Raw genomic sequence first — 3,503 nt, 5'->3', positions numbered from 1 at the left:
TGTCGGCCTAATCCGCGGTCTTTCATGCAGCAGGGGCTCTCAATGTTTTTATGTCCTGCTCATATCGTCTCTGCCGGGCGGCGAAAGAGCGCGCCCAACGCCCAGCCGTTTAAGAGCGCCCCCGATACATAGTTGTCGAACCTGGTCGTCTGTTGATAAAAAAGAAACCGCTAACGGACAAAATGGCGCCTTTTGCGGATTAGTCGCTGTGCCGGAAAAATAATTGTCAGAACCAGGCGATAATTAAATTGCCGCGGCTGTCGTTACATATGACACGTGACAGGAGGACATGATGAAAAAAATGCCCAAGTTGTTGTTAGCAATGGTTGTCCTATTTTTCGCCACCGGATTTATTTTATTGCCCTCCGCAAATGCTTCTGAGTATTTGACGCCCGCCGACGCATGCTTCGATTTGAATGATGGACCGAAACAAGAACGTACTATCGAGCTGCCAGATGGCTCTACAGGTGTTTTTGGGATAGAGAAAGAGCAAGCTGATGTTGCCCCGATTTGGGACGGCTACTACAACGCTACTGATGGGAATTGGAAGGTTTACTTCTATACTGGAGTGCTCGATGCTGAGTACTGGATATCAATCAAGAACTACAACATTACATCATGGTGGGGCCATAAGGCATCTTCCGTTGGTGCTGCCTTATCGAATTTCAGTAAGAGTTTTTCTTCCAAACGAACAAAGTGGAGCTTTCTTTTTACCGGTGTAGGCGGTATGGCGTCTGCGACTTATACTCTTGGAGCTGAAATAAATGGCTCCCGACTGCACACATATCTAGCGTGATTCAATATGGGCGTGTTGGGTAAGATCAACATTGGCGGAGAGGTTTCCCTCCTGGCTATAGTTCTGGTTGAGGTCGGAATCACCGCTGCGGTGATCTATCTCGTTTACAAGTTGATAAAGGCTCTCAAAAAGGTTATTGAACGAACCAAACAAGAGTAGGCGGTCATCCCGCTTGATTTCGAACCCATTTCAGCGGGTGCCATCCTCTCTGTCTGCTTCTCTGTGGGCGGAGAGGATTTTTCTATGACTGAGACCGCATCAGCGCCAAATCCACGCCTATCCTCGACCCGTCAACTGGGGACGTTCCTTTCCAGCCGGTGCTTGGGGAGACTCCTTGCCACCCGGTCGTCGTGGATGTTCTTAAACGACTAGCGATCGGGGACAGCCCTTGCCGATTGGCCGGTTTGCCGTCCGGGTTGGCAAGGACTGTCCTTTTAATATGAGCAGGACATTGTCAAGAGGCAAAATCGGGCCTGGCCCCAACGATATGGGGTCAGGCCCCCTCCCTATATCAGCCCGTCCGCGGCGACCTCGGCGTGTCTTTCCGACGCTCGTCTTTGCAGTTTAATATCCGCCCGCGGCGATCTCTCGCCGGGCAATCCGTTGCTACGGCTGAGGCTTCTTCGTCGAACCGACAGTCTGCGCACGCGTGTGGCGCCCTGGGCGCTCGCAGAAAAGGGACCTGAGGTTCGCCTCAACGGCTTCGGATACAACCGCTTCCGGGGTGATCGGCTTATGTGCGGGGGAACGCCCCCCCTACGCCTCCTCGGCCATGAGGCCGACCGCCCATACCCAGCAGGCGAGCACGCGCGCCGTGGCGACGCTCTGCCGTGGACCCCGCGCGCGAGCAGGGCCTCGCGCCTCTCGACCAGCCTCCGCACGCCCTTGGCGTGGCTCCGGGCGCCCCGGTCCGGGTCCTGGCCCTTGGCGAGGCCCTTCGGCCGAGCGGAGCACGTCGGGTAGTGCCACGCGGCCTCGACCAGAGCCTTCCTCAGGTGCTTGTTGCCGGCCTTGGTGATCGCGCCCCTGCTGTCGCTCTTCCCGCTGGAGTGCTCGGAGGGCGTCAGGCCGACCCACGCCGCGAACGAGCGTGCGTTCGACTGGATAGAAAAACGCCCGTCGGCGGTGGTGCCGGCGGGCGCTGCTGTGCGATATGTTGCGTTGTGGGCTTAGTGCCTCATAAAGTGGTACTCGATCACATTGCTATAGGGGTGACCCGGGCCCACAATGCCCTGCGGGAACAGCGGCTGGTGCGGCGTGTCGGGGTACATCTCTGCCTCGAGGGCAAAGCCAGCGCCCCAGCCATAGTTGGCATCGTCCTTGGCATGTTCGTCGCCCAGCCAGTTGCCGGTGTAGAGCTGCACGCCCGGGGCGGTGGTGTAGTAGTCCAGCTCACGACCGGTCCACATCTCCTCGACGTGCATCGCGCGGCGCAGATTACGGCCGTACTGATAGCCATCGATGCACAGGCAGTGGTCGTAGCCACGGGCTTGCTTAATCTGCGGGTCGTCGGCCTCCATGCCAGGCGCGACGGGGTGCAGCTCACGGAAGTCAAACGGCGTGCCTTCGACCGGAGCGATCTCGCCGGTGGGGATGTTCTGCTCGTTGATGGGCAGGTAGTGGGCAGCGTTAGCAACAAAGAAGTGCTCACAGTCCATTCCGGCGTTATGGCCGGCAAGGTTAAAGTACGTGTGGTTGGTCATGGCCACGTAGGTGGCGCGGTCGCTCTCGCAGCCGTATTCGATACGGAAGCAGCCGGTGCGCGTCACGGTAAACACGGCCGTAAAGGTGCGGTTGCCGGGCAGGCCCAGCTCGCCATCCTCAAGCGAGGTGGTCATGCGCACGGCATTGTGGACCTCGTCGAGCTCAACATCCCATACGCGCTTGTGCAGGCCGTGCTCAAGATCGCTGTGCAGGTTGTTGACGCCCTCGTTGGCCGGCATATGCCAGTCCGTGCCGTCGATGGTGATCGTGGCGCCCGCGGTGCGGTTTGCCACGGGGCCGATGGTCGCGCCAAAGCAGGCGGGGTTGTCAAAGTAATCCTCGAGCTTATCGAAGCCCAGCACCACATCGCGCACGTTGCCGGGAATGTCGGGCACATCGATACCCAACACGGTGGCGCCATAGTCCATAATGCGAACGCAGATCTCGGGCCCGTTGAGGGTGTAACGATGAACGGGGGTACCGCACGGCGCGGTGCCGAAAAGCTCGGAAGTGATCATTTGGTTCCTAACATCGAGGTATTTCCGACAAACTGTAGCGCGAACAGGCGAGATTATCACTACACCCCACTAAAGCAGGGGGTATTTTTCTCAAAAAAGTGATGATTAGAGCTGTGCGGGCGTTCATTTCTGACGCGCGCGAGTCTGATACAATTTGTTCGTTATTGTTTGAATTGACGTGAGCGTGGAACAGCGAGGACTCATCGTGATTAAAGCGGAGCGACAGGATAAGGTTCGGCAGCTGCTCGAGGAACAGGGAACGGTCTCGGTCAAGGAGATTTCGGATGCGTTAGGTGTCTCGGATATGACGATCCGCCGTGACCTTGAGGAGCTTGCGAGCCTGGGCGAGATCGAGCGCGTGCACGGCGGAGCCCGCAGTGCACAGGGCCGTCCACACGCTATGCTGCGCCATGAGTATTCGCACAGCGAAAAGCGCACGAAGCATGCCGAGGAAAAGTTGCAGATTGCGCGCCGTTCTGTGGAGC

4 protein-coding genes are annotated in these 3,503 nt (G+C 57.9%); 2 read left to right on the top strand and 2 right to left on the bottom strand.

Translation table 11 applies throughout. The annotated features are described in order from the left end of the window. Positions 1-292 precede the first annotated feature (292 nt). Positions 293-796 (top strand): DUF5626 family protein, encoded by a 504-nt coding sequence (locus AB5Z14_RS10110; protein WP_368131294.1) that lies wholly within the window; start codon positions 293-295, stop codon positions 794-796. Between the two features lie 506 nt (positions 797-1,302). On the opposite strand, the gene AB5Z14_RS10195 is transcribed toward AB5Z14_RS10110, so the two are convergent. Next, positions 1,303-1,902 (bottom strand): transposase, encoded by a 600-nt coding sequence (locus AB5Z14_RS10195; protein ID WP_438265672.1) that lies wholly within the window; start codon positions 1,900-1,902, stop codon positions 1,303-1,305. A 63-nt stretch (positions 1,903-1,965) separates the two neighbouring features. Then, the gene (locus AB5Z14_RS10100) at positions 1,966-3,018 is read right to left on the bottom strand and encodes an aldose epimerase family protein (RefSeq protein ID WP_368131293.1); all 1,053 of its coding nucleotides are present in this window, start codon (positions 3,016-3,018) and stop codon (positions 1,966-1,968) included. Positions 3,019-3,223: 205 nt separating this feature from the next. On the opposite strand from AB5Z14_RS10100, the gene AB5Z14_RS10095 reads away from it, so the two are divergent. After that, on the top strand, positions 3,224-3,503 hold a 280-nt coding region (locus AB5Z14_RS10095; protein WP_368131292.1), incomplete at its 3' end, for a DeoR family transcriptional regulator.

The sequence above is a fragment of the Collinsella aerofaciens genome, from assembly GCF_040910265.1.
Lineage (GTDB): Bacteria > Actinomycetota > Coriobacteriia > Coriobacteriales > Coriobacteriaceae > Collinsella > Collinsella aerofaciens_BK.
Note: the sequence above shows the minus strand (reverse complement) of the source record. Positions and strands in the feature narration are given on the sequence as shown.